Origin of the sequence: Methylobacterium sp. XJLW (assembly GCF_003254375.1) — a bacterium.
Classification (GTDB): Bacteria; Pseudomonadota; Alphaproteobacteria; order Rhizobiales; family Beijerinckiaceae; genus Methylobacterium; species Methylobacterium fujisawaense.
Genome location: NZ_CP016429.1, coordinates 4,320,118 through 4,340,687 on the forward strand (window position 1 = coordinate 4,320,118; position 20,570 = coordinate 4,340,687).

Here is a 20,570-nt window from a genome sequence, read left to right on the forward strand (position 1 = left end):
CCTCAGCGGACTCAGAGCTTGATCTCCACGTCCACGCCAGCGGCGAGGTCGAGCTTCATCAGCGCGTCCACGGTCTGCGGCGTCGGATCGACGATATCGAGCACACGCTTGTGCGTGCGCATCTCGAACTGCTCGCGCGACTTCTTGTCGATGTGCGGCGAGCGGTTCACGGTGAACTTCTCGATATGCGTCGGGAGCGGGATCGGACCCCGGATGGTCGCGCCGGTGCGCCGGGCCGTGGAGACGATCTCCTTGGTCGACGCATCGAGGATGCGGTGATCGAACGCCTTCAGGCGAATACGGATGTTCTGACCGTTCATGATCCTGGAACCTTGAGAGGGACGGCGGGGTGTGCGGGGCCTTGACCCCGCCGCGCCCTGCTAAGGATGCTTGCTCGAGCTCAATCGTTGATGGCGGCGACGACGCCGGCACCGACGGTGCGGCCGCCCTCGCGGATGGCGAAGCGCAGCTTCTCCTCCATGGCCACCGGCACGATCAGCGCCACGTCCATGGTCACGTTGTCGCCCGGCATCACCATCTCGGTGCCCTCGGGCAGCGTCACGATCCCGGTCACGTCGGTGGTGCGGAAGTAGAACTGCGGCCGGTAGTTGGTGAAGAACGGCGTGTGGCGGCCGCCCTCTTCCTTGGTCAGGATGTAGGCCTCGGCCTTGAACTTGGCGTGCGGCTTCACCGAACCCGGCTTGCACACGACCTGGCCGCGCTCCACGTCCTCGCGCTTCGTGCCACGCAGCAGCACGCCGACGTTGTCGCCCGCCTGGCCCTGGTCGAGCAGCTTGCGGAACATCTCCACGCCCGTGACCGTCGTGGTCTGCGTGTCGCGGATGCCGACGATCTCCACCGTCTCGCCGACCTTGACGATGCCGCGCTCGACGCGACCCGTCACCACCGTGCCGCGGCCCGAGATCGAGAACACGTCCTCGATCGGCATCAGGAACGGCAGGTCGATCGGACGCTCCGGCTGCGGGATGTAGGCATCCACCGTCGCCATCAGCGCCAGCACCGCCTCCTTGCCGATCTTCGGCTCCTTGTCCTCAAGCGCCATCAGCGCCGAGCCCTTGGTGATCGGGATGTCGTCGCCGGGGAAGTCGTACTTCGACAGGAGCTCGCGCACCTCCAGCTCGACCAGCTCCAGGAGCTCCTCGTCGTCGACCATGTCGACCTTGTTGAGGAACACCACCAGCGCCGGAACGCCGACCTGGCGCGCCAGAAGGATGTGCTCGCGGGTCTGCGGCATCGGGCCGTCGGCCGCCGAAACCACCAGGATCGCGCCGTCCATCTGCGCCGCGCCCGTGATCATGTTCTTCACGTAGTCGGCGTGCCCGGGGCAATCCACGTGCGCGTAGTGACGGTTCTGCGTCTCGTACTCCACGTGCGCCGTCGAGATCGTGATCCCGCGCGCCTTCTCCTCCGGAGCCTTGTCGATCTGGTCGTAGGCCGTGAACGTCGCCCCGCCCGTCTCCGCCAGAACCTTCGTGATCGCCGCCGTCAACGACGTCTTGCCGTGGTCAACGTGACCAATCGTGCCAATGTTGCAGTGCGGCTTGGTGCGGGAGAACTTTTCCTTGCCCATCAGAGCCTCCTAGATTCGAATTCGCGTTGCGGAAGAAGAGATGCCTCAGGCCGAAGCCTTAGGCGTACTTGGCGATGACCTTGTCGGCCTCGCCGCGCGGCACCTCTTCGTAGTGGTCGAACTGCATGGTGAAGTTCGCCCGGCCCTGCGACATGGAGCGCAGGTTGTTCACGTAGCCGAACATGTTGGCCAGCGGCACCATCGCGTTGATGACGTTGGCGTTGCCGCGCATGTCCTGACCCTGGATCTGGCCGCGGCGGGAGTTCAGGTCGCCGATGACCGAGCCGGTGTACTCTTCCGGCGAGACGACCTCGACCTTCATCACCGGCTCGAGCAGGACCGAGCCGCCCTTCTGCAGGGCCTCACGGAGTGCTGCACGGGACGCGATCTCGAAGGCCAGCGCCGAGGAATCGACGTCGTGGTAGGCGCCGTCGATCAGCTCGACCTTCACGTCGACCACCGGGAAGCCGGCGAGGACGCCCGCACCCAGGACCGAGTTGAGGCCCTTCTCGACGCCGGGGATGTACTCCTTCGGCACCGCGCCGCCGACGATCTTCGACTCGAACTGGAAGCCGGCGCCCGGCTCGTTCGGCTCGACCACGAACTTAACGCGGGCAAACTGACCGGTACCGCCGGTCTGCTTCTTGTGCGTGTAGTCGATCTCCTGACGGCGGGTCAGCTTCTCGCGGTAGGCCACCTGCGGCTGGCCGATATTCGCGTCGACCTTGTAGGTGCGGCGCAGGATGTCGACCTTGATGTCCAGGTGGAGCTCGCCCATCCCCCGGAGGATGGTCTGGCCGGATTCCTGGTCCGTGGACACGCGGAAGGACGGATCCTCGGCGGCGAGCTTCGAGAGCGCGATGCCGAGCTTCTCCTGATCGGCCTTCGACTTCGGCTCGACGGCGATCTCGATGACGGGCTCGGGGAATTCCATCTTCTCGAGGATCACGGCCTTCTGCGGATCGCAGAGGGTGTCGCCCGTGCGGGTATCCTTGAGGCCGGCCAGGGCGACGATGTCGCCCGCGAAGGCCTCCTTGATGTCCTCACGGTTGTTGGCGTGCATCAGGAGCATGCGGCCGACACGCTCCTTCTTGTCGCGCGACGAGTTCAGCACGTTGGCGCTGGTCTCGACCTTGCCCGAGTACACGCGGCAGAAGGTGATCGTGCCGACGTGGGGATCGTCCATGATCTTGAAGGCGAGCATGGAGAAGGGATCCGAATCCGTCGGGTGACGGACGGTCTCTTCCTCGGTCTTGAAGTCGATGCCCTTGATCTCGCCGCGATCGGCCGGGGAGGGCAGGTAGTCCACGACGGCGTCGAGGAGCGGCTGCACGCCCTTGTTCTTGAAGGCCGAGCCGCACAGCACCGGGTGGAAGGCGCGCAGCTGCACGGCCTTGCGCACCAGGCGGCGCATGGTCGCCTCGTCGGGCTCGCTGCCGTCGAGGTAGGCGGACATCGCCTCGTCGTCGAGCTCGACGCAGGCCTCGACCAGCTTGGTGCGGTACTCGACAGCCTGATCCTTCAGGTCGGCCGGGATCTCGGTCTCGTCGAAGTTGGCGCCGAGCGCCTCACCCGTCCAGACGATCGCCTTCATCTTGATGAGGTCGATCACGCCCTGGAAGCTGGACTCGGCACCGATCGGCAGCTGCAGGCAGACGGGCTTGCCGGCGACGCGGTCGATGATGTCGGCGACGCACTTGAAGAAGTCGGCGCCGATCTTGTCCATCTTGTTGACGAACACGACGCGCGGCACGTCGTATTTGTCGGCCTGGCGCCACACGGTCTCGGTCTGCGGCTCGACGCCCTGGTTGCCGTCAAGCACGCACACGGCGCCGTCGAGCACGCGCAGGGAGCGCTCGACCTCGATGGTGAAGTCGACGTGACCGGGGGTATCGATGATGTTGAGGCGCTTGTCGCGCCAGAAGCAGGTCGTCGCAGCCGAGGTGATCGTGATGCCACGCTCCTGCTCCTGCGCCATCCAGTCCATGGTGGCGGCGCCCTCATGGACCTCGCCGATCTTATGGGACTTTCCGGTGTAGTAGAGGATCCGCTCGGTCGTCGTGGTCTTGCCGGCATCAATGTGGGCCATGATGCCGAAGTTGCGGTAGTCCTCGATCGCGTGCGTGCGGGGCATCGAATTGCTCCTGAGAGACGGCGGAACCGCTTACCAGCGGTAGTGCGAGAAGGCGCGGTTGGCTTCCGCCATCCGGTGCGTGTCTTCCCGCTTCTTGACGGCGTTGCCGCGGTTGTTGGCGGCGTCGAGCAGCTCGGCGGAGAGCCGCTCGATCATGGTCCGGTCGTTGCGCGAACGGGCCGCCTGGATCAGCCAACGGATGGCGAGGGCCTGGCGACGCTCGGTGCGCACCTCGACGGGGACCTGGTAGGTCGCGCCGCCGACGCGGCGGGAGCGGACCTCGATCATCGGGGCGACGTTGTCGAGGGCGGCGCGGAACACCTCGATCGGGTTGGCGCGGGCGCGGTTCTCGACGATGTCGAAGGCACCGTAGACGATCCGCTCGGCGGTCGACTTCTTGCCCTCGTACATGATGGAGTTCATGAACTTCGTCAGCACCACGTCCCCGTACTTCGGGTCCGGGATGATCTCACGCTTCTCGGCAGAGTGACGACGGGACATCTTCTGGAACTCTCGAACGAAAAGATCTTAAGCACCCCGCGCAGGCCGCCTGAGCCGTAAGGCCGGCGACATCCTTGCGAGGCCGTGGAAACGCAGACCGGCGCCCGGGAAAAATCCGGGCGTCCGACTTACTTCGGACGCTTGGCGCCGTACTTCGAACGGCGCTGCTTGCGGTTCTTCACGCCCTGCGTGTCGAGCACGCCGCGCAGGATGTGGTAGCGTACGCCCGGAAGATCCTTCACGCGGCCGCCGCGGATCATCACCACGGAGTGCTCCTGAAGGTTGTGACCCTCACCCGGGATGTAGCCGATCACCTCGAAGCCGTTGGTGAGGCGCACCTTGGCGACCTTACGGAGCGCCGAGTTCGGCTTCTTCGGGGTCGTCGTGTAGACGCGGGTGCAGACGCCGCGCTTCTGCGGGCAAGCGTCGAGCGCCGGAACCTTGTTGCGGCTCCGCTGGATCTTCCGCGGCTGGGCGATCAGCTGGTTGATCGTCGGCATCCTGTGCCCTCTTCCTCGGTCACCTAGGCCGGACTGCACAGGGCAGTCCGCAAAACGAATATGCGCCGGAGGGCCTGTCACGGACCCTCGGCGCGGTGTGGGCAGAGGAGCACGCCCGAAACGAACGCGCTCATACCTACGGATCTGACTTAAGCGTCAGGCGATTTGAACCCTCGGAGCGCGCGGGGCGATGGCGGCGGCGTCAAGGGGGTATGCCCAAGGGCCGTCGGCAGCCGATGGCCGTCCGAAGTGGCGCGCTTCTAGCCGCGGTTGTCCCGCAGGTCAATGCGGTGGCGGCAGAAAACTGCACCGCGCCGGAGGTTAAGGATCGGTCAAGGCGCGGAATCCCCGTCCGCGCGTACACGACCCTCACCGCATCACCGGACCGTCAACCACGGCCGCCCCCGCGCTCGATCCGGGATGGCATCAACCCGCGGCAGAACCCGGGGAAGATCACGCGAATCGTCCTGCCGGTGCAAGAAGAACATCCACCGCCTTTCTCCACGCTTCCCCAGCACGCTGTGCTGATGTTCCGGTGAAAAACGGAAATCCGGTCCGTTGATCGGATTGCGGCTTTCAGAGAATGATGCGGAGGCTCGGGACAGACCGCTCCGATCGTCTTCTCCGGACCGGAGATCGTCTTGCGTCCGGCACCGAAGATCTTCCGTCGTCCGTGAACGGCCCGAGTTTTTGTCACCGCTCCGTCCAATGGAGATTCGCGTGCGCCGCCTCTTCGCTCTCGCCCTGGCAATCCTTTGTTCGGTGGGTGCAGCTCAGGCCGACAGGCTCGACGACATCCGGAAGGCCGGCGTTCTCCGGGTGGCCGTCTTCGACAGCAATCCGCCCTTCGGCTTCGTTGATCGCGGGACCCTGCAGATTGCCGGGCTCGATGTCGATTACGCCCAGGCCATCGCCGACAAGCTCGGCATAAAGGTCGAACTGCGTCCCACCAACCCGGCGAATCGGATCCCGCTGCTGATCTCCGGCAAAGTCGATCTGGTCCTGGCGAACTTCACGATCACGGAGGAGCGGGGCAAGCAACTCGACTTCAGCATCCCCTACTTCGCGTCCGGCCAGCAGTTCCTGACCAAGAAGGGCACCCTGTCGTCCCCCGATCAGCTCAACGGCCTGCGCATCGGCGTCGACAGGGGCACCACCAACGAGATCGTGCTACGCCGGGACTTCCCGAAGGCGACGGTGGTCGCCTTCGATGACACGCCCTTCGCCTTCACGGCCCTGCGCAACGGCAACGTCCAGGCGATCACGCAGGACGGGCCGAAGCTCGTCGGGCTGCTGGCGAAGGTGCCGGACCGCCAGAATTACGAGATCCCGCCCTTCAGCATCTCCAACGACTATATCGGCGTCGGCATCCCGAAGGGGGAGGGCCGGCTTCGGGATCTCGTGAACGAGGCGCTGCGCGAGTTGGAGGCGCGCGGCAAGGCGGCACAGATCTACGATCGCTGGTTCGGCCCGAACACCGAGCAGCCGCTGCCGCGCCTGTTCCGAATCGGCGACCGCAACTAGCCGAGGCCGGGCGACGGCGATGGGCCAGCTCTTCGGCGACCTGTTGGCGCCTCGCTACCTCGTCTGGCTGATCCAAGGCTTCGAACTCACCCTGGCCCTCTCGGCGGCCGTGTGTCTCGCCGGCACCGGGGTGGGTCTCGCGGCGTGCTGCCTGCGGGAAGCGGGCGGCGCCGCGGCCGGGCGGGCCGTGGCCGGCTTCGTCGGGATCGTCCGGAACACGCCGCTGCTGGTGCAGCTCTTCGTCTGGTACTTCGTGGGCGCAGCCCTGTTGCCGAGCGGCGCGACAACCTGGCTGAACACGCCGCACGCCCTCGATCTGGGATTCGGCGCCGTGCATTGGCCGGCCTACGAGACCCTGGCCGGGTTCTTCGGCCTCACCGTCTATGCGGGCGCCTACATCGCCGAGGAGGGCCGGGCAGGCGTCAACGGTGTTCGCCCCGGCCAGCGGGAGGCGGCCATCGCCCTTGGCCTGACGCCGGTCCAGGCCTTCCGCCACATCGTCCTGCCACAGGCCCTGCGCGTCGCCTGGCTGCCGATCGTCGGCCAGTACCTCAACACGATCAAGAACACCGCCCTCACCATGACGATCGGCCTCGCGGAGCTGTCCTACGCGTCGCGGCAGGTGGAGACCGAGACGTTCAAGACCTTCCAGGCCTTCGGCATCGCGACGCTGCTCTATGTGGGCGCGGTCGCCCTGGTCGAGGCGGCGGGGCAGGCGGCGGCCCGCCGCGCCGCGGCTCCGGGACCGCGCCGATGAACCCTGCGATCATCACCGACAATCTCGGCTACCTGCTGCTCGGCGCCTGGCCCAGGGGCCCGGTCGGCGGGCTGGCGCTGACGCTGATCCTCTCCGGCCTGTCCGGCCTCGCCTCGGCCCTGCTGGGTCTCGTCCTGGGCATCGCCCTGGCGATGAGCGCGGGGCCGTCCCGCGTCGCTCTGACCATCGGGCTCGGCGTCTTCCGCGCCGTGCCGATCGTGATGCTGATCTTCTGGAGCTACTTCCTGCTGCCGATCCTGTTCGGCGTATCGGTTCCGGAGATCGGCACCGTGGCGGCGACCCTGGCGCTCGTCGGCGGGGCCTATCTCTCGTACGGGGTGGCGGCCGGGATCGAGAGCATCGGCCACGGCCAGTGGGAGGCCGGCCTCGCCCTCGGTTTCGGCCGCTGGCCGGTGCTGCGCTTCATCATCCTGCCACAGGCGCTCAGGGCCATGGCGCCGTCCTTCGTCAATCAATTGACCACGCTCATCAAGGACACCTCGCTCGCCTACGTGATCGGCGTGCCCGAGCTGTCCTTCGTGGCCACCCAGGTGAACAACCGCACCATGGTCTACCCGGCCGAGATCTTCCTGTTCGTCGGCGCCCTCTACGCGGGCCTGTGCGTCGCTCTCGACAGGCTCGCCGCGCGACTCGTGCGGCGCCGCTCGCGACCGAAGGCGCATCTCGGCTGAGGCCATCCTGACCGGAGCAGGCCCCTGGGTCGCCCGTCGTGCCGGATCGAACGATGGCCGCGACCTCGGATTCGGCCGGCGATGAAACGGTCTCCCGCCGAAACCGTCACGCGATGCGTCCCACTCCGCTGTCGGGGGTAGGAGGCAGCCCAGAGGGGCCGAAGCCATCCGGCGGAGATGAGAGGAGGCCCGTTGACGGCCGGTGCGGCCGCCGTGAGGACCCCGCCCCGGACGCGGGCAAGCCGGCAAATCCTGCCGGGTTGCCGGAGGGGACGTACCGGATCGGGGCAGGGGGGCGCCGGCAGGGTCTACGGAGAATTAAAGCGATCCGTCGAATTGTCGCGATCAACGGGCGGCCCGTGTGCCGCCGCGGGTCTGCGTCAAGGGTTTTGCGTATGGGTTGCGTCGCGGTCAGCAACGTCGTTCCGTTCCGGCGGGCCATTCCCGCCCAGGCACCGGGCGAGTGGGAGGCACGCAGCCGCCGGCGCAGCGAGCAGCGGTCCCTGCTCGATGCCGTCTACGCCACCGGCAGCATGGTCGTCGCCGCCGAGGATCGCGGGACGAAACTGACGGCCTCCCGGCTTCAGGTCTACGGATTCCTGGCGATCGAGGAGGTCGGCGAGGACGGTCTCATGCGGCGGCTCCGCCCCTCCGAAGCGATCCGCGCCCGCTCGGAGCGGCCCTGGCGCCTGTCGAAGCCCGCGAGCGGCGCGTCGGTGACGATCCCGAGCCTCGACGGCTTCCTGTTCGAATCAGGCGGCCAGCCCGCCTGAGTCCCGCCCGAGCGCTCAGCGACCGGTGCGCCGAGAGGCGCGCCGGTCGTCGCGTTTTGAGAGGCACGCCGGCCCGCACGACAGATCCGCAGCGAGTCGTGCGCGCGAGGCCGAATCGGGGCGCGCCGACGATCCCCACGCGACGCGGCCTCCTGACGGGCGCCGACTGGAACCAGGCCGTGCATCGGGTCAATCCAGCCATGCGCCGCCGACGATTTCGCGCCGCTCCGCTTGCCATCCGGGGCGGCCCGTAGTATCCGCCCGGCCTTCGCGACATTCCGATGGGTGCTCGCACCCTGTGAACGCGGTGACCGCGCCGGTGTCCTTGCGACACCGCCAGCGCGGTCGAACACATGAGCCGGGGACATCAGGTCCCCATCAGGCGTCGTCCGCCGGGCAATACCGTCCGTGTGCGGAAACCCGCCTGAAACAAGGAGTCACGCACGTGATCCAGATGCAGACGAATCTGGACGTCGCCGACAACTCGGGTGCACGCCGTGTGATGTGCATCAAGGTACTCGGCGGGTCGAAGCGCAAGTATGCCGGCGTGGGCGACGTGATCGTCGTCTCCGTCAAGGAGGCGATCCCGCGCGGTCGCGTCAAGAAGGGCGACGTCATGAAGGCGGTCGTCGTCCGCACCGCCAAGGACGTGAAGCGTGCCGACGGTTCGGTCATCCGCTTCGACAAGAACGCCGCGGTCCTGATCAACAATCAGAAGGAGCCGATCGGCACCCGTATCTTCGGACCGGTTCCGCGCGAGCTCCGCGCCCGCAACCACATGAAGATCATCTCCCTGGCTCCGGAGGTGCTGTAATGGCTGCCAAGATCAAGAAGGGCGACAAGGTCGTCGTGCTCACCGGCCGCGATTCGGGCCGGTCGGGTGAGGTGATCCAGGTTCTGCCGAAGGAAGGCCGGGCCTTCGTGCGCGGCATCAACCTGGTCAAGAAGCACCAGAAGCAGACCCAGAACCAGGAAGGCGGCATCATCTCCAAGGAGGCCGCCATCCAGCTCTCGAACATCGCGGTCGCGGATGCCAACGGCAAGCCGACCCGCGTGGGTTTCCGCATCCTCGAAGACGGGCGCAAGGTCCGGTTCGCCAAGACCACGGGGGATCAGATCGATGGCTGAGGCCGACAAGAACGCCTACACCCCGCGCCTGCGCAAGCACTACGACGAGGTGGTTCGCCAGAAGCTGATCGAAGAGTTCGGCTACAAGAACCCCATGGAAGTGCCGCAGATCACCAAGATCGTGATCAACATGGGCGTCGGCGAGTCCACCGCGGACTCGAAGAAGGCCTCGGTGGCGGCGGGCGACCTCGCCCTGATCGCCGGCCAGAAGCCGGTCATCACCCGGGCCCGCAAGGCCATCGCGACCTTCAAGGTCCGCGAGGGCATGCCGATCGGCTGCAAGGTGACCCTGCGCAAGCAGCGCATGTACGAGTTCATGGACCGGCTGATCACCATCGCGCTGCCGCGCGTACGTGACTTCCGCGGCCTGAACCCGCGCTCGTTCGACGGCCGCGGCAACTACGCCCTCGGTCTCAAGGAGCACCTCGTGTTCCCGGAGATCTCCTACGACAAGGCCGAGCAGACCTGGGGCATGGACATCGTCGTGGCGACCACCGCCAAGACCGATGCCGAGGCCAAGGCCCTGCTCGCCGCCTTCAAGTTCCCGTTCCGGCAGTGAAGCTCTCGGGCTTCAGACGCGGACACCGGAGATAGACCACATGTCGAAGAAAAGCTCAGTCGAGAAGAATGAGGCTCGCAAGGCGCTGGTGAAGCGCTTCGCGGCCAAGCGGAAGGCGCTCCTCGAGATCGCCAACAACGAAGCCCTCGAGATGGAGGAGCGCTTCGAGGCGCGCCTCAAGCTCGCGGAACTGCCGCGCAACTCGTCGGCCACCCGCATCCGCAATCGCTGCGGCATGACCGGCCGCCCGCGCGCCTATTACCGCAAGATGGGCATCTCGCGCGTGGCGCTGCGCGAGCTTGGCAACCGGGGCCTGATCCCCGGCCTGGTCAAGTCGAGCTGGTAAGGAGGTCCCCATGGTCAACGATCCCGTGGGCGACATGCTCACCCGCATCCGCAACGGCCAGCTGCGCCGTCGCAACGTCGTCCAGACGCCCGGCTCGCGCCTGCGCGCCAGCGTCCTCGACGTCCTGAAGGCCGAGGGCTACATCCGCGATTACGCGGCGACGGACCTCGGCAACGGCCGCACCGAGTTCGCCATCGAGCTCAAGTACTACGACGGGCGCCCGGTGATCCGCGAGATCAAGCGCGTCTCGAAGCCCGGCCGCCGGGTCTACTCGTCCGTCGGCGAGCTGCCGCACGTGGCCGACGGCCTCGGCGTCACCATCGTCTCCACCCCGCAGGGCGTCATGGCCGATCACGAGGCGCGCGAGCGCAACGTCGGCGGTGAAGTGCTCTGCACCGTGTTCTGATCGGGACATAAGGAGGTTATCCCATGTCTCGCGTAGGCAAGAAGCCGGTCCCCGTGCCGGCGGGCGTTACCGCCACGGTCACCGGTCAGACGGTGAAGATGAAGGGTTCGAAGGGCGAACTGTCCTACGACGTCCCGTCGCTCGTCGCCGTGGCGATGAAGGACGGCGCCATCGAGGTGCAGCCCGTCAACCAGTCCAAGCCGGCGCGCTCCCTGTGGGGCACGTCGCGGGCGCAGATCGCCAACATCGCCGAGGGCGTGTCGAAGGGCTTCGAGAAGAAGCTCGAGATCACCGGCGTCGGCTATCGCGCCGCGATGGCCGGCAAGGCCCTCAAGCTGTCGCTCGGCTACAGCCACGACATCGAATACGCGATCCCCACCGGGATCACGATCGCTACCCCGAAGCCCACCGAGATCACGATCTCCGGGATCAACCGCCAGCAGGTCGGTCAGGTCGCCGCCGAGATCCGCGATTACCGCGGACCCGAGCCCTACAAGGGCAAGGGCGTGAAGTACGCGGGCGAGTTCATCTTCCGCAAGGAAGGCAAGAAGAAGTAAGGAGGGCATCATGTCTCGCAAGCTCGAAGCCCTCGATCGCCGCAAGGCGCGCGTCCGCCGCGCGCTGCGGGCCGCCGCCAACGGCCGCCCGCGGCTCTCGGTGTTCCGCTCGTCGAAGCAGATCTACGTGCAGGTCATCGACGACGTCGCCGGCAAGACGCTGGCCGCGGCCTCGTCGATCGACAAGGCCCTCAAGGGCGAACTCAAGACCGGCGCCGACGTCGCCGCCGCCAAGGCGGTTGGCAAGCTGGTCGCCGAGCGCGCCAAGGCCGCGGGCGTCACGAAGGTGATCTTCGACCGCTCCGGCTACATCTACCATGGCCGTGTCGCGGCCGTGGCCGAGGCCGCCCGCGAGGGTGGCCTGGAGTTCTGATCTTAGGGACCTCGCCGGCGGCGCATCCGCCGCCGGCGGCCCCGATCGGGATCTTTGAACGACGGCGGGCCGGACGTGCGGTGCATGTCCGGCATTCGAAGCAATCGAGCGAGCAGGCCCGCCGCCTGCGCCAGTGAGATGAACGGGTAAAGCAATGGCACGTGAACGGGAAGGCGGGGGCCGCGGCCGCCGCGATGATCGCGAGGAGCGCGACAGCGAGTTCGTGGACAAGCTCGTCCACATCAACCGCGTCGCCAAGGTGGTGAAGGGCGGCCGTCGCTTCGGCTTCGCGGCCCTCGTCGTCGTCGGCGACCAGAAGGGCCGCGTCGGCTTCGGCCACGGCAAGGCCCGTGAGGTGCCGGAGGCCATCCGCAAGGCGACCGAGGCCGCCAAGCGCGGCCTGATCCGCGTCTCGCTCCGCGAGGGCCGGACTCTGCACCACGACGTCAACGGCCGCCACGGCGCCGGCAAGGTGATCCTCCGCGCGGCTCCGCAGGGTACCGGCATCATCGCCGGCGGCCCGATGCGCGCCGTGTTCGAGACCCTCGGCATGCAGGACGTCGTCGCCAAGTCGCTGGGGTCCTCGAACCCCTACAACCTCGTGCGCGCCACCTTCGAGGCGCTCAAGAACGAGGACAGCCCGCGCTCCGTGGCGGCCCGCCGCGGCATCAAGGTGTCGACCCTCCAGTCGCGCCGCCGCGATGCCGACCCGGCCGACCAGTCCGAAGCCGCGGTCGCGTAAGGGGAGGGTCCGATGGCACAGAAGACTCTCCGCATCGAGCAGATTGGCTCGCCGATCCGCCGCGAGGCCAGCCAGCGCGCGACGCTGATCGGCCTGAAGCTCAACAAGCTCCACCGCGTGTCCGAGCTGGAGGATACCCCCTCCGTGCGCGGCATGATCCGCAAGGTTGCGCACCTCGTGCGCGTCCACGGCGACGTGGCGTGAGGAGGTCCCGATGAAGCTCAACCAGATCAGCGACAATCCCGGCGCCACCAAGGACCGGATGCGCGTCGGCCGGGGCATCGGCTCCGGCAAGGGCAAGACCGCGGGCCGCGGCGTGAAGGGTCAGAAGGCCCGGACCGGCGTGTCCATCAAGGGCTTCGAGGGCGGTCAGATGCCGCTGCATCGGCGCCTGCCGAAGCGCGGCTTCAACAACCTCTACGCCCAGGACCTGAACGAGGTGAACCTCGGCCGGATCCAGGAGGCTGTCGACGCGGGCAAGCTCGACAAGGCCGCCACCGTGACGGTGGAGAGCCTGGTCGCCGCCGGCCTCATCGCCCGTCCCCGCGACGGCGTGAAGCTTCTCGGCGTCGGCGAGCTCACCGCGAAGCTCAGCTTCGAGGTCACCCGCGCCTCCAAGTCCGCCGTCGAGGCGGTCGAGAAGGCCGGCGGCTCGGTCACCGTCGTCTACGCTCAGGGTGCTTCCACCCGCGGCGGCAGCGAGGCGGCGACGGCCTGACGGGAGCGACGCCGGGACCCGTTGCACGGTTTCCGCGCACCCTTTAAGCCGAACCTTCGAGCGGCGGCCCTGCGACCACGCGGGCCGCCGTTTTTCGTTTCATCCGGGCTCCACCGCCCGGCGACATGTCCAGGACGCGACGCTTATGGCCTCAGCCGCCGAGCAGCTTGCCGCCAACCTCAATTTCGGTGCGATCGCCAAGGCCGATGAGCTGAAGAAGCGCATCTGGTTCACGCTCGGCGCCCTCGTGGTGTTCCGGCTGGGCACGTACATCCCGATCCCCGGCATCGACCCGGAGCAGTTCGCCCGGAACTTCCAGCAGCAATCGGGCGGCGTGCTGGGCCTGTTCAACATGTTCTCGGGCGGCGCGGTCGAGCGCATGGCGATCTTCGCCCTGAACATCATGCCCTACATCTCGGCCTCGATCATCGTGCAGCTCCTGACCTCGGTGATCCCGAGCCTGGAGGCGCTGAAGAAGGAGGGTGAGTCCGGCCGCAAGGTTATCAACCAGTACACCCGCTACCTGACGGTGGTGCTGGCTTTGGTGCAGTCCTGGGGCATCGCCATCGGCCTGCAGGGCTCCTCGGCCGCGATCGATCCGGGGCCGTTCTTCCTGGCCTCGACGGTGATCACGCTCACCGGCGGCACCCTGTTCCTGATGTGGCTCGGCGAGCAGATCACGTCGCGCGGCATCGGCAACGGCTCGTCGCTGATCATCTTCGCGGGCATCGTCGCCCACCTGCCGGTGGCGATCGCGGGCGCACTGGAACTCGGACGCACCGGTGCCCTGTCCCCGGCGATCATCCTGGGCGTCGGCGTCGCCGCCGTGGCGCTCGTCTACTTCATCGTGTTCATGGAGCGCGCCCAGCGCCGCCTCCTGATCAACTACCCGAAGCGCCAGGTCGGCAACCGCATGTACGAGGGCCAGACCTCGTTCCTGCCGCTCAAGCTCAACACCTCGGGCGTGATCCCGCCGATCTTCGCCTCGTCGCTTCTGCTCCTGCCGGCGACCGCCGCGAGCTTCTCGGCCAATGGCGGCGCCACCGGCTGGCTCGGCACGGTGACGGCCTATCTCGGCCACGGCACCCCGCTGTTCATGGTGCTCTACGCGGCGCTGATCATCTTCTTCACGTTCTTCTACACCGCGGTGGTCTTCAACCCGCAGGAGACGGCCGACAACCTGAAGAAGCATGGCGGCTTCATCCCGGGCATCCGGCCGGGCGAGCGCACCGCGGCGTTCATCGACAAGGTGCTGACCCGCATCACGGTAATCGGCGCCCTGTACCTGACGCTGGTGTGCCTGTGCCCGGAGATCCTGTCGTCCTACGCAGCGGCGAGCCTCGGTTTCGGCGGCACGTCGCTGCTGATCGTGGTCTCGGTCACGATGGACACCGTGGCGCAGATCCACGGGCACCTGATGGCCCATCAGTACGAGGGCCTCGTGAAGAAGGCCAAGCTGCGTGGCGCCTCGACCACGCAACGCCGGCGCTGAGCCTGCTACAGAGGCGGGCCGTCACCAAGGACACGCCCGCCTCTGGCCCAAAGGTCTGGATGCCTGTCGGGCCCTGACCGGCTAGAAGACCCCGAACCCGGCGATGCCAGGGAGGCTTCGCCACCACGGCTTGTGCCCACAGAGAGAGTGGGCCGAACGAGGACAACGCCATGCGTATCATTCTGCTCGGGCCGCCCGGTGCGGGGAAGGGGACGCAATCCGAGCGGATCGTACAGCGCTTCGGCATCCCGCAGCTTTCCACCGGCGACATGCTTCGGGCGGCCGTGGCCGCCGGGACGCCGATCGGCCTCGAGGCCAAGGCCGTGATGGAATCCGGCGGTCTCGTCTCGGATCGGATCGTGGTCGGCATCGTCGCCGAGCGGATCGAGGAGGCGGATGCCCGCCGCGGCTTCATCCTGGACGGCTTCCCGCGCACGGTGGCGCAGGCCGAGGCCCTCGGCACGATGCTGGCCGGCAAGGGGATGGGCCTCTCCGCGGTGGTCGAGCTGAAGGTCGACGAGAACGCCCTGGTCGGCCGCATCGAGAAGCGGGCCGCCGAGACCTTGGCCCGCGGCCAGGCGGTGCGGAAGGACGACACCCCGGAGGTGTTCAAGCAGCGTCTCGAGGCCTATCGCGCCCAGACGGCCCCGCTGTCGGCCTATTACGCCAAGCAGGGCATGCTGGAGACCATCGACGGCATGCAGCCGATCGACAAGGTCACGGCCGACCTGATGGCGGTGCTGGAGCCGCACGAGGAGCGTGTCGCCTCCTGAGTCGATCGCCGCGCGCCGACCGCTCGGTGGCGCGCGGACGTGAACCCGAGGCGCGGTCAGTGGGTTGAGAGGCGCATCCCGGATCGGAATCGCCATGACCCTCCGCCTCTTCGCCACCGCGACGCTCCTCCTCGCGGTCGCACTCCCCCCTCTGCCGGCCTTCGCGCAGAGCCCCGCCCAATCCTTCGTGTACGGGCAGAAGCGCTTCCGCCATGCCTGCCGGCCGCCGCTCAAGTATGTGGCGGGGACCTGCGCCCGCCGCTGCCCCGCGGGCTATCAGGATATGGGCGGCTATTGCCGGCTGCGGAACCAGGGCTTCCGCTGAGACGCGGCTGCCGACTCGCAGCGCCCCGGACGATGCATCAGATCCGCCCTTCGCGACGCAGGCTTCCGAAGAAGTTGGCGATATCCATCTGAAGCGAGCGGTGGCCGAACAGGCGGAACGGGTAGCCTTCGTCGGTGCCGATGCGCAGCTCGATCATCGCCGTCATCGGGTTGTAGCGGAAGACCATGCGGCGCCCGGCGAAGGTCGCCCAGAGCAGGGGCGGCCCGTCATCCGCGCTCTGAAGCGCCACGGAGCCGGGCTCCGCTTCGGCGAGGATGCCGCCGATGACCGCGAGCGTCACCGGTAGAACCTCGTCCAGGGTTTCCTCGGCGGCCCGCAACACCGAATCGGCGAAGGCCCGGAGCGTTGCGCCGTCGCTGGTCAGAACCGCCATCTTGGCTCCTCGATCATCTCGGCCCGGGTCCCGCACGCGGCGCATGACGGGACGCGGCCATGCCTGACGGTCGTTGACATCGGGCCGCCCGCGCGCTAGCAGGCCCTCCTTCGTCCAACCGAACGATGGTCCGAGGTGCCCTGTCCAGGGCCGCCCGCGGGCCGCGTCGTCGTTTCACGTGCGCAAGGGCCGGCCTCCACCGGACGCGCGCGACACCTGCCCGGATCCCCGGGCCTGACATGGAGAGTGATCGTGGCCCGTATCGCAGGCGTCAACATCCCGACCAACAAGCGCGTCGTCATCGCGCTTCAGTACATCCACGGCATCGGCGCCAAGAAGGCCGAGGAGATCACCCAGAAGGTGAACATCCCCGCCGAACGTCGGGTCAACCAGCTGACCGACGCCGAGGTTCTCTCGATCCGCGAGACGATCGACCGCGACTACCTGGTCGAAGGCGATCTGCGCCGCGAAGTGTCGATGAACATCAAGCGCCTGATGGATCTCGGCGCCTATCGCGGCCTGCGTCACCGCAAGCAGCTGCCGGTCCGCGGCCAGCGCACCCACACCAACGCCCGCACCCGCAAGGGCAAGGCGAAGCCGATCGCCGGCAAGAAGAAGTAATCTTTTGGGATCGGGGGGTCGGGCTTCGCTCGGCCTCCATTCCGTCCCGCTGGGCGCCCCATGAGGCGCCCGGCTCTGGCTCGCCAGCCCTGCACGGGCCAAGCGGCCAAGTCCCAAGAAGAATCCCGAGCGCCTGGTGTTACGGGCGTGCCTGAAGGAAGAGTGAGAACAGATGGCTAAGGAACCGCAACGCGTCCGCCGCCGCGAGCGCAAGAACATCGTGTCGGGCGTCGCCCACGTGAACGCCTCGTTCAACAACACGATGATCACCATCACGGACGCGCAGGGCAACACGATCTCGTGGTCGTCCGCCGGCGCCATGGGCTTCAAGGGCTCGCGGAAGTCGACCCCGTACGCCGCCCAGGTTGCCGCCGAGGATGCCGGCCGCAAGGCCGCCGAGCACGGCATGCGCACCCTTGAGGTCGAGGTGTCGGGTCCCGGTTCGGGCCGCGAGTCGGCGCTGCGCGCCCTCCAGGCCGCGGGCTTCACGGTGACCTCGATCCGCGACGTCACCTCGATCCCGCACAACGGCTGCCGGCCGCGCAAGCGTCGCCGCGTCTGATCCGCGCCGGAGAAGCCTTTTGACGGAGAAGCTCATGACGGGATCGAAGCCGCTTCCGGGCGTGCTGCGTTGGAACCTCGGCGACCTTACGGTCACCGCGCTCAACGACGGCTGGTTTCAGGCCAGCCTCGATCTCGTCACGGGGATCTCCCAGGAGGAGGCCGGGCGGCTACAGGTGGCGGGCTTCCGCACCGAGCAGCCCAAGATCACGCTGAACGCCTTCCTGATCACCGGCGCCGGCCGCAAGCCGGTGCTGATCGATACGGGCTATGGCGATCTGGCTCCGGCCGAGACCCTCGGCCGGGCCGGCGCGGCGCTGGCGCTCACGGGCGTCAAGCCGGAGGAGATCGAAACCGTTCTCGTCACCCACCTGCATCCCGACCATGTGGGCGGGCTCGTGAAGGACGGTGCGGCCCGATACCCGAACGCCGAGATCGTGGTTCACGCCGACGAGGCGGCCCACTGGCTGCCGGACGAGGCCCTGTCGCGGGCGCCGGATGCGGCCAAGCCGTATTTCGAGGGCGCCCGGAAGGCCGTGGCGCCCTATGCCAAGCGGATGCGGGAGCATCGGGGTGGCGAGGTTCTGCCCGGCATTACCGCACTCCATCTGCCCGGCCATACGCCGGGCCATTGCGGTTTCCGCATCGTCTCCGGTGGACAGTCGCTGCTGATGTGGACGGATGTGGTGCACCTGCCGGCGATCCAGTTCAAGAACCCGCAGGCGGGTGTGGGCTTCGACGTCGACGGAGATCAGGCGCGGGAGACGCGCAAGAAGATCATGGACGCGGTGGCGAGCGAGCGGACCTTCATCGCCGGCTCGCATCTCGAATTCCCGGCGCTCGGCTACGTGGATCGGGACGGGGCGGGATACAGCTTCGTTCCGGCACTCTGGGTCGGCGGCGAGTAACGGCAAACACGGATTCAGGGACCGTTCGGGGCGCCAAGGGGCGGCGCCGAACGGCCGAAGCGCGGGAACGGGCGTCGCGGATCCCGGGCATGGACGAGAGGTAGGATCGTGGTCATTCAGAAGAATTGGCAGGAACTGATCAAGCCGAACAAGCTGCAGGTCACGACCGGCGACGACCCCAAGCGGGTCGCGACCGTCGTCGCCGAGCCGCTCGAGCGCGGCTTCGGCACGACGCTGGGCAACGCCCTGCGCCGGGTGCTCCTGTCGTCGCTCCAGGGCGCGGCCGTGACCTCGGTGCAGATCGACGGCGTGCTGCACGAGTTCTCGTCGATCCCCGGCGTGCGCGAGGACGTGACCGACATCGTCCTCAACATCAAGACCATCGCCATCCGCTCGCAGACGGACGCGCCCAAGCGCATGACCCTGCGCAAGACCGGCCCGGGCCTCGTCACGGCCGGCGACATCGGCACGGTCGGCGACATCCAGATCCTGAACCCCGACCTCGTGATCTGCACGCTGGACGACGGCGCCGAGATCCGGATGGAGTTCACGGTCGCCACCGGCAAGGGCTACGTCCCGGCTGAGCGCAACCGCCCCGAGGACGCCCCGATCGGCCTGATCCCGGTCGACTCGCTGTTCTCGCCGGTCACCAAGGTCAGCTACCGCGTCGAGACGACCCGCGAGGGCCAGGATCTCGACAAGGACAAGCTCACCATGACGGTGGAGACCAACGGCGCGGTCTCGCCGGAGGATGCGCTGGCCTATGCCGCCCGCATCATCCAGGACCAGCTGCAGGTCTTCGTGAACTTCGAGGATCCGCGCAAGGAAGAGGCCGCGCCGCTCGCGCCGCAGCTGCCCTTCAACCCGGCGCTGCTTAAGAAGGTGGACGAGCTGGAGCTGTCGGTCCGTTCGGCGAACTGCCTGAAGAACGACAACATCGTCTATATCGGCGACCTCATCCAGAAGTCCGAGGGCGAGATGCTGCGGACCCCGAACTTCGGCCGCAAGTCGCTCAACGAGATCAAGGAAGTGCTCGCCGGCATGGGCCTGCACCTCGGCATGGACATCCCCGGCTGGCCGCCGGAGAACATCGAGGACCTCGCCAAGCGCTTCGAGGAGCACTACTGAGAGGCGAAGCCGCCTCGGGCTGAACGGGGCGGCGCTGTACGGCGCCGTCGGTTCGGCCGGTCCAGACCCGGGACTTCGCCGAGCCGACGCGAGGTCCCGAAAGAATCCCGCCGCAGGGTCATGCGGAATCAACCGCCCCGATTTCGGGGCACCCGGCCGTACCGTGGCACGGCGGCCGAGACGAAAAGGAAGCCAGCACCATGCGTCACGGTTATCGCGGCCGCCGTTTCAACCGCACCGCCGAGCATCGCAAGGCGATGTTCGCCAACATGTCGGTCGCTCTGCTCAAGCACGAGCAGATCATCACGACCCTGCCGAAGGCCAAGGATCTGCGCCCGGTGGTGGAAAAGCTGATCACGCTCGGCCGCATCGACAGCGTTCACACCCGTCGTCTCGCCATGGCGCAGCTGCGCGATGCCGACATGGTCAAGAAGCTCTTCACCGTGCTCGGCCCGCGCTACAAGGGCCGTCCGGGCGGCTATTGCCGCATCATGAAGGCCGGCTTCCGCCAGGGTGACAACGCCCCGATGGCCGTGATCGAGTTCGTCGATCGCGACGTCGAGGCCCGCGGCAAGGATTCCGGTCCGAGCCAGGTCGCCGAGGCCGCCTGATCCCTCGAAGGGCGTTCCGACGCTCCCGATGTCTGAGAAGCCGTCCCGGCTCATCCGGGGCGGCTTCTTGCGTTTCGCGTCCTGGCGAGCGGAGCGAAGCAATCCAAGGCAGCGCGCGGTCTCAAGCTGTCGCGTGTCCCTGGGTCGCTCCGCTCGCGATGAGGATGCGCGAGTCATAAAAAAAACCCGCCGGCTCGCGCCGACGGGTCTGTAGCAGGGTCCACGTCTCGGATGGTCGCGGGAGCTCGCCCTGGCGGCCCGTATCGGACGGGCCGGGAACTCGACCGCGCCGCGTTCCGAAAACCCCTATCCCTGCCGGAACTCGTCCGGTGGACCGTCCTGGTCCAGATCGTTGTCACGCCTGCGGCGCGGGAAGATGCCGTGATTGCTCATGGTCCACCTCCTCTTCGTAACCCGGAGCCATCGGGCTCCACGGAGAGAGAATGAGCCGGCAAC

Annotated in this window: 28 protein-coding genes; 22 read left to right on the forward strand and 6 right to left on the reverse strand. The window is 67.5% G+C overall.

From position 1 onward, the window contains the following. Positions 1 to 11 precede the first annotated feature (11 nt). The 5 genes from rpsJ to rpsL all read right to left on the reverse strand — a co-directional run bounded on the left by rpsJ (position 12) and on the right by rpsL (position 4,726). On the reverse strand, positions 12 to 320 hold the full coding sequence (rpsJ, locus tag A3862_RS20070; protein WP_043351245.1) for a 30S ribosomal protein S10: 309 nt from the start codon (positions 318 to 320) through the stop codon (positions 12 to 14). Between the two features lie 80 nt (positions 321 to 400). Further along, complete coding sequence (gene tuf, locus A3862_RS20075) at positions 401 to 1,591, reverse strand: elongation factor Tu (protein WP_043348276.1); 1,191 nt, start codon at positions 1,589 to 1,591, stop codon at positions 401 to 403. 58 nt (positions 1,592 to 1,649) lie between these two features. Beyond that, complete coding sequence (gene fusA / locus A3862_RS20080; RefSeq protein WP_043348274.1) at positions 1,650 to 3,725, reverse strand: elongation factor G; 2,076 nt, start codon at positions 3,723 to 3,725, stop codon at positions 1,650 to 1,652. A gap of 30 nt (positions 3,726 to 3,755) precedes the next feature. After that, positions 3,756 to 4,226: a 30S ribosomal protein S7 gene (gene rpsG, locus A3862_RS20085; protein ID WP_007557567.1), complete on the reverse strand. Its 471-nt coding sequence runs from the start codon at positions 4,224 to 4,226 to the stop codon at positions 3,756 to 3,758. 128 nt (positions 4,227 to 4,354) lie between these two features. Then, positions 4,355 to 4,726, reverse strand: coding sequence for a 30S ribosomal protein S12 (gene rpsL, locus A3862_RS20090; protein WP_007557568.1), 372 nt, complete (start codon positions 4,724 to 4,726; stop codon positions 4,355 to 4,357). A 720-nt stretch (positions 4,727 to 5,446) separates the two neighbouring features. Here rpsL and A3862_RS20095 point away from each other — a divergent pair. From A3862_RS20095 to A3862_RS20175, 17 genes are all read left to right on the forward strand, one after another. After that, positions 5,447 to 6,250, forward strand: coding sequence for an ABC transporter substrate-binding protein (locus tag A3862_RS20095; protein ID WP_205782297.1), 804 nt, complete (start codon positions 5,447 to 5,449; stop codon positions 6,248 to 6,250). A gap of 19 nt (positions 6,251 to 6,269) precedes the next feature. Beyond that, on the forward strand, positions 6,270 to 7,007 hold the full coding sequence (locus A3862_RS20100; RefSeq protein WP_111473916.1) for an amino acid ABC transporter permease: 738 nt from the start codon (positions 6,270 to 6,272) through the stop codon (positions 7,005 to 7,007). After that, on the forward strand, positions 7,004 to 7,699 hold the full coding sequence (locus A3862_RS20105; RefSeq protein ID WP_111473917.1) for an amino acid ABC transporter permease: 696 nt from the start codon (positions 7,004 to 7,006) through the stop codon (positions 7,697 to 7,699). Before A3862_RS20100 ends, A3862_RS20105 begins: the two co-directional genes overlap by 4 nt. 395 nt (positions 7,700 to 8,094) lie before the next feature. After that, positions 8,095 to 8,472, forward strand: coding sequence for a hypothetical protein (locus A3862_RS20110; RefSeq protein WP_043348264.1), 378 nt, complete (start codon positions 8,095 to 8,097; stop codon positions 8,470 to 8,472). Positions 8,473 to 8,917: 445 nt separating this feature from the next. Then, entirely contained in the window at positions 8,918 to 9,286 is a 369-nt protein-coding gene (gene rplN, locus A3862_RS20115) for a 50S ribosomal protein L14 (RefSeq protein ID WP_010686182.1), read from the forward strand. After that, positions 9,286 to 9,600 (forward strand): 50S ribosomal protein L24, encoded by a 315-nt coding sequence (gene rplX, locus A3862_RS20120; RefSeq protein WP_012319178.1) that lies wholly within the window; start codon positions 9,286 to 9,288, stop codon positions 9,598 to 9,600. The genes rplN and rplX overlap by 1 nt, the downstream gene beginning before the upstream one ends. Continuing rightward, positions 9,593 to 10,159, forward strand: coding sequence for a 50S ribosomal protein L5 (gene rplE / locus A3862_RS20125; RefSeq protein ID WP_043348261.1), 567 nt, complete (start codon positions 9,593 to 9,595; stop codon positions 10,157 to 10,159). Before rplX ends, rplE begins: the two co-directional genes overlap by 8 nt. A gap of 40 nt (positions 10,160 to 10,199) precedes the next feature. After that, positions 10,200 to 10,505 (forward strand): 30S ribosomal protein S14, encoded by a 306-nt coding sequence (gene rpsN / locus A3862_RS20130; RefSeq protein ID WP_043387382.1) that lies wholly within the window; start codon positions 10,200 to 10,202, stop codon positions 10,503 to 10,505. A gap of 10 nt (positions 10,506 to 10,515) precedes the next feature. Next, entirely contained in the window at positions 10,516 to 10,911 is a 396-nt protein-coding gene (gene rpsH / locus A3862_RS20135; protein WP_012319176.1) for a 30S ribosomal protein S8, read from the forward strand. Positions 10,912 to 10,934: 23 nt separating this feature from the next. Next, positions 10,935 to 11,468: a 50S ribosomal protein L6 gene (gene rplF, locus A3862_RS20140; protein ID WP_043387380.1), complete on the forward strand. Its 534-nt coding sequence runs from the start codon at positions 10,935 to 10,937 to the stop codon at positions 11,466 to 11,468. 10 nt (positions 11,469 to 11,478) lie between these two features. After that, positions 11,479 to 11,841 (forward strand): 50S ribosomal protein L18, encoded by a 363-nt coding sequence (gene rplR / locus A3862_RS20145; RefSeq protein ID WP_010686176.1) that lies wholly within the window; start codon positions 11,479 to 11,481, stop codon positions 11,839 to 11,841. 154 nt (positions 11,842 to 11,995) lie between these two features. Beyond that, on the forward strand, positions 11,996 to 12,583 hold the full coding sequence (rpsE, locus tag A3862_RS20150) for a 30S ribosomal protein S5 (protein ID WP_043355033.1): 588 nt from the start codon (positions 11,996 to 11,998) through the stop codon (positions 12,581 to 12,583). Between the two features lie 12 nt (positions 12,584 to 12,595). Next, a complete protein-coding gene (gene rpmD, locus A3862_RS20155) occupies positions 12,596 to 12,787 on the forward strand; it encodes a 50S ribosomal protein L30 (RefSeq protein ID WP_043355035.1) in 192 nt (63 codons plus the stop codon). A gap of 10 nt (positions 12,788 to 12,797) precedes the next feature. Next, positions 12,798 to 13,301, forward strand: coding sequence for a 50S ribosomal protein L15 (rplO, locus tag A3862_RS20160; RefSeq protein WP_043355037.1), 504 nt, complete (start codon positions 12,798 to 12,800; stop codon positions 13,299 to 13,301). A gap of 145 nt (positions 13,302 to 13,446) precedes the next feature. Beyond that, positions 13,447 to 14,793, forward strand: a complete 1,347-nt coding sequence (secY, locus tag A3862_RS20165) for a preprotein translocase subunit SecY (RefSeq protein ID WP_043387379.1) — start codon at positions 13,447 to 13,449, stop codon at positions 14,791 to 14,793. A gap of 170 nt (positions 14,794 to 14,963) precedes the next feature. After that, positions 14,964 to 15,566, forward strand: coding sequence for an adenylate kinase (locus A3862_RS20170; RefSeq protein WP_043355040.1), 603 nt, complete (start codon positions 14,964 to 14,966; stop codon positions 15,564 to 15,566). A gap of 94 nt (positions 15,567 to 15,660) precedes the next feature. Beyond that, positions 15,661 to 15,891 carry a hypothetical protein gene (locus tag A3862_RS20175; protein ID WP_043757447.1) on the forward strand — a complete coding sequence of 77 codons (231 nt, stop codon included), beginning with the start codon at positions 15,661 to 15,663 and terminating at the stop codon, positions 15,889 to 15,891. Positions 15,892 to 15,928: 37 nt separating this feature from the next. On the opposite strand, the gene A3862_RS20180 is transcribed toward A3862_RS20175, so the two are convergent. Beyond that, positions 15,929 to 16,285 (reverse strand): hypothetical protein, encoded by a 357-nt coding sequence (locus A3862_RS20180; protein ID WP_043757444.1) that lies wholly within the window; start codon positions 16,283 to 16,285, stop codon positions 15,929 to 15,931. Positions 16,286 to 16,537: 252 nt separating this feature from the next. Here A3862_RS20180 and rpsM point away from each other — a divergent pair, with 252 nt between their 5' ends. The 5 genes from rpsM (at position 16,538) to rplQ (ending at position 20,114) form a co-directional block, all read left to right on the forward strand. Next, the gene (gene rpsM / locus A3862_RS20185) at positions 16,538 to 16,906 is read left to right on the forward strand and encodes a 30S ribosomal protein S13 (protein ID WP_010686168.1); all 369 of its coding nucleotides are present in this window, start codon (positions 16,538 to 16,540) and stop codon (positions 16,904 to 16,906) included. Positions 16,907 to 17,078: 172 nt separating this feature from the next. After that, positions 17,079 to 17,468, forward strand: a complete 390-nt coding sequence (gene rpsK, locus A3862_RS20190; RefSeq protein ID WP_010686167.1) for a 30S ribosomal protein S11 — start codon at positions 17,079 to 17,081, stop codon at positions 17,466 to 17,468. Between the two features lie 34 nt (positions 17,469 to 17,502). Beyond that, positions 17,503 to 18,375 (forward strand): MBL fold metallo-hydrolase, encoded by an 873-nt coding sequence (locus A3862_RS20195; RefSeq protein ID WP_043355054.1) that lies wholly within the window; start codon positions 17,503 to 17,505, stop codon positions 18,373 to 18,375. 108 nt (positions 18,376 to 18,483) lie between these two features. Then, positions 18,484 to 19,503 (forward strand): DNA-directed RNA polymerase subunit alpha, encoded by a 1,020-nt coding sequence (locus A3862_RS20200; protein ID WP_010686165.1) that lies wholly within the window; start codon positions 18,484 to 18,486, stop codon positions 19,501 to 19,503. Between the two features lie 200 nt (positions 19,504 to 19,703). Then, positions 19,704 to 20,114: a 50S ribosomal protein L17 gene (rplQ, locus tag A3862_RS20205; protein WP_043355049.1), complete on the forward strand. Its 411-nt coding sequence runs from the start codon at positions 19,704 to 19,706 to the stop codon at positions 20,112 to 20,114. The last annotated feature ends 456 nt before the right edge of the window (positions 20,115 to 20,570 follow it).